This is a genomic window from Marivita sp. (assembly GCF_020055635.1).
Classification (GTDB): Bacteria; Pseudomonadota; Alphaproteobacteria; order Rhodobacterales; family Rhodobacteraceae; genus Marivita.
In genome coordinates, this window is the sequence record NZ_JAIPUT010000147.1 from 1 (window position 1) to 3,445 (window position 3,445).

General features: G+C 62.1%; 5 protein-coding genes. 4 read left to right on the forward strand and 1 reads right to left on the reverse strand.

All coding sequences use genetic code 11. The features are described 5' to 3' along the window. Together LCF60_RS23810 and LCF60_RS23815 are read left to right on the forward strand one after the other, a co-directional pair. Positions 1 to 376 (forward strand): hypothetical protein (locus LCF60_RS23810; RefSeq protein WP_292295016.1); only part of this gene is annotated, 376 nt, incomplete at its 5' end. Between the two features lie 85 nt (positions 377 to 461). Continuing rightward, complete coding sequence (locus LCF60_RS23815) at positions 462 to 914, forward strand: hypothetical protein (protein WP_292295017.1); 453 nt, start codon at positions 462 to 464, stop codon at positions 912 to 914. Between the two features lie 406 nt (positions 915 to 1,320). On the opposite strand, the gene LCF60_RS23820 is transcribed toward LCF60_RS23815, so the two are convergent. Next, positions 1,321 to 1,758, reverse strand: a complete 438-nt coding sequence (locus tag LCF60_RS23820) for a hypothetical protein (protein WP_292295018.1) — start codon at positions 1,756 to 1,758, stop codon at positions 1,321 to 1,323. Between the two features lie 330 nt (positions 1,759 to 2,088). Between LCF60_RS23820 and LCF60_RS23825 the strand changes: the two genes are divergently transcribed. Together LCF60_RS23825 and LCF60_RS23830 are read left to right on the forward strand one after the other, a co-directional pair. Continuing rightward, a complete protein-coding gene (locus LCF60_RS23825; RefSeq protein ID WP_292295019.1) occupies positions 2,089 to 2,526 on the forward strand; it encodes a helix-turn-helix domain-containing protein in 438 nt (145 codons plus the stop codon). 105 nt (positions 2,527 to 2,631) lie between these two features. Next, positions 2,632 to 3,445 (forward strand): hypothetical protein (locus LCF60_RS23830; RefSeq protein WP_292295020.1); only part of this gene is annotated, 814 nt, incomplete at its 3' end.

A 3,445-nucleotide genomic window follows, 5' to 3' on the forward strand; every position in this document is an offset into this window, starting at 1 on the left:
ACACCGGCCCGGTGGTGTGGTCGAGCTTCGCTTCAACGGCCGGGACGGCTCGTGGCTCGCCACGAGCATCCTCGTTCCGCCCAGCCTCGCGGCAGCGCCGCGGCTGAGGATCCTCGATATCCAAGTGTGGTACGTCCCCACGCGCACGCTCCTCCAACCGGTCGGGTCCGGCGAGACGGACATGAAGCGCTACTTCCTCCTGCTCTTGTTCGTGGACTTTTGCCGCGACGCCGTAATGACGGCGCTTGGACCCGGCGCTCAGCATGCGGCCTGGTGGACCGATGCGCCGCCGATCAACCGGTCTTCTCCCATTAATCCTTCCGCTGATCCGGTGGTGCAGCGCGGTTGCGCCATCGTATGCCGATCGATGCAATAACGCCTGCCGATGTCCGCGATCGCGATTTCACGGTGGAACAGCGGGCGCCGCGACGAACCATCTCGACGCGGAAGGCGGTGCAGGCATGAACGGCCTCGTGACACCAAGCCTGTTGGAACAACAGGTGGCCCTGACCCTTATGGCGCTGGATTTTCGCCGGGGCATGCGTGATTTTCTGGCATCGGAGGTCATGCCCCATCTCGATTGCTCCGTGACCGGAGACGCCGTTGATGAGCTGATGGACCATCTCGACGAAGAGAGACCCCTGCACGCCATCCTCCTATTCCTCGTTGATGCCGCGCGGGCGGAGATCCGGCAGGCAATCGAAGACGGAACATCCACAGAGCAAGTCGCAATTCCGCGCGAGCGGCTGATCGGATGCGCGGCGGCTGTCGAGACGCACAAGACGCTCAGTCCAAATGCCGAGGCGCTGCAAGCCGCCCTGCCGCCGATCGACCGGCTCTACGACGCCGCTCGAAACGCTGTCGAGTTCGCCGAAGCGATCCGCGAGAGCCTCTGGATGATCCAGCACAACTGACCCGGCGGCGCCTTCGGGCGCCGTTCCTTGAGGGACCGACGGGTCCCAGGTGCCGGGAGACCCCCCGGCATTGGGCGCGCCGGCCATGTTTGCCTCTGCTTCGCTGCTACGAAGAGGCCGGCGCGCCATACGTCCCCGAGCCGCCCGATAAGGAACGGATCGTTCTCGGGAACGAGTTGATGGTCGTGTCCGTCTCGCCAAACGGTGGGCCGTTGATAATGCGACGGCCGTTGCCCACGGGTCCGGCATAGTCGGGCGAACCCTTGACCGGCACCCGGACCTCCGGGTGCCTGGTACGCAACCTCCCACATCAAGACATCGCTGCCGGGCCTGGTGCCCGGCAGTGATCCCGTCGAGATCGGTTCGCCCGAAGCCCGCAGATGAAACTGCGGGTCATCTTTCAAACTCAGCGTCCAAAGCAAGACGCCAAGGCTGTCTCAAGCGCGTCAGCTTTGGCGGCGGGCTTGTAGCTTGTGAACATGAGACGGTTGCCCGCCGCGAAAAACGGCAGGTCTGGCTTTCCGGTGACGATCCGACACACTGCGGCGGCACCTTCGAGGAACGCCTCGACGGCTGATCCACGTAGATATGCCTCCGGCATGCCGATGCAATTTGCGGCGCCGGCGGGCACGTCCCGGAAGTGCAGATAGTAATTCCAGCCACCGTCTTCTTTCACGCAGACAAGCGCTTCCAGGTTTGCGGGGCTGATATAGGTGGGCAACCCCAGGTCTGGAGGTATGTCCGGGATCAGTCCCTTTTCCCGGAGAGCGGAAAGGACCAGGTCCAGAAACGTGTCCTCCGGAGCCGGAGTGTCGGGGAACGTAAAGGTATTCAGCTGAACCATGATGGCCTCTTTTTTAGCCCGATATGTGCGGGCGATGGGGGTATCCAGAGCCCACAGCGTTTCTGACGGTCGTCATTCGCGCTGTGCTGCTCTGGGTTGACGGTGTGAGCCGCACGGCTGTGCGCGTCACAATCAGCAGATTGGTGCGACCAAAATCCAAAAAAAGCGATTTGCCGGCACACCGATCATTTTTTGAAAATCGTCTCGGGCTCGGGCGTGGGCTTGCCATGGCGCGATGGCGTGTCGCGGCTCAGCCAGATAAATGCGCCCGGAATTTTGAAACGCCGCCGATGTTCCCTTTGTCCTCTCTGTTGCAGCGAGACAGAGACAATGGCCGGATCAGACCCGCAGGACCTCACCAGAGAAATCACCCCCGATCTTGTCGACCGGGACTACCTGATCCGGCGATGGCAGCATGGCAGCGAAGCGTTTTTTTGGCGCCACGAGAAGCGCGGGTTGCTGACCCCCGTGAGCGACGGGTGCAAACTGCGATACACGTGGTCTGCGGTATTCGACTTCGAGGGCGGGCAGCCGCCTGCCGGCATGCTCGAGGCTTACAAGTCGGACCTGCTGACCGAACACCAGGCAGCCCGGCTATGTTCGGTCAAACCGTCGTACATCTTGACGGCAGCCCGCGCCGGTAACCTGCCGACACGCCGGATCGGGCGGGCGTTCCGGTTTGTGCCGGCCGAGCTCGAGGCCTGGCAAAACCGCCGCTTCGTGAACCGCAAATCCCTGAAAAACAGCCGGAAAACCGGAAATGAATGAACCGGGGGGCGAGGTTTATGGGCCAAACTTCGCCCCCCGTACCGTTCATTTTTGATGAATGAACGGCCCCGCGGACGAATGAACACCAAGGAAAGGTAATGAAAGATGAGCAGTGAACACCCGATCGGTCTGAAGACACTGAAAGACGTCCGGCTCGTGCTGCCGGCGATCTATTCGAAGGCCTCTGCGAAGACGCTCGCGGCCGCGCTTGGCAAAGTGGAAAAGCTGACGGGCAAGAAACTGTCACAACTGCCGGCGGATGAGAATGCCTGGTATCAAGCGTCTCGATCGATCATCTGGGCCGGCGCATTCCGCGGTCTGACACCCGGCGACCAGGAAGAGGCCTTCGAAACCTGGGTCAAGAAGATCGCCGCCATTATCCGGCGGGCGCACGCACATGTCGCTGTGCCCGTGATTGTCGCGGACGAAAGCCGGGCGTGGGATCAGATCGTGCAATACGCCACGGACGTCGAGAATACGGTCGATGACCAGGGCGCGCTTATCCTGCCAAACATGTTTTCGATGTCGATGACAAACCTGCGCAACCGGTGCCGGTCCGTCCACCCATCTGAGTTGACGACCGAGACCGCGTATCAGGCGCTTGCGAGCTGTCGTGCGGACAAGGCCGCGTCATTCCGAAATGCGATCAATGCGTTCAACAAGCTTGTTTGCGCCCAGAACCGACATCCGGCGATCGCACATCTGCTGCCGAACGTGCCGATCGGACCGTTGCCGTTTTTGCGCGATTCACCGCTGGACTGGAGCCGGTTCTCCGAACGGTTTCTTGCGTCCCGCGATCGCGCGATCTCGCGAGCGGTCCAGCCCGACCGGCACCAGCGGCGAGACCGTTTCAATGGCCAGCTCGGTGCGAGCAAGCTCAGAGAAGCTGGCGGCCGGACAGCGCGCAGGCGCAAGATCG

Bases quoted from the DNA above. Each gene is read 5' to 3' on its own strand.
- LCF60_RS23820 (WP_292295018.1), bottom strand. From the start codon at position 1,758: ATGGTTCAGCTGAATACCTTTACGTTCCCCGACACTCCGGCTCCGGAG.
- LCF60_RS23815 (WP_292295017.1), top strand. From the start codon at position 462: ATGAACGGCCTCGTGACACCAAGCCTGTTGGAACAACAGGTGGCCCTG.
- LCF60_RS23825 (WP_292295019.1), top strand. From the start codon at position 2,089: ATGGCCGGATCAGACCCGCAGGACCTCACCAGAGAAATCACCCCCGAT.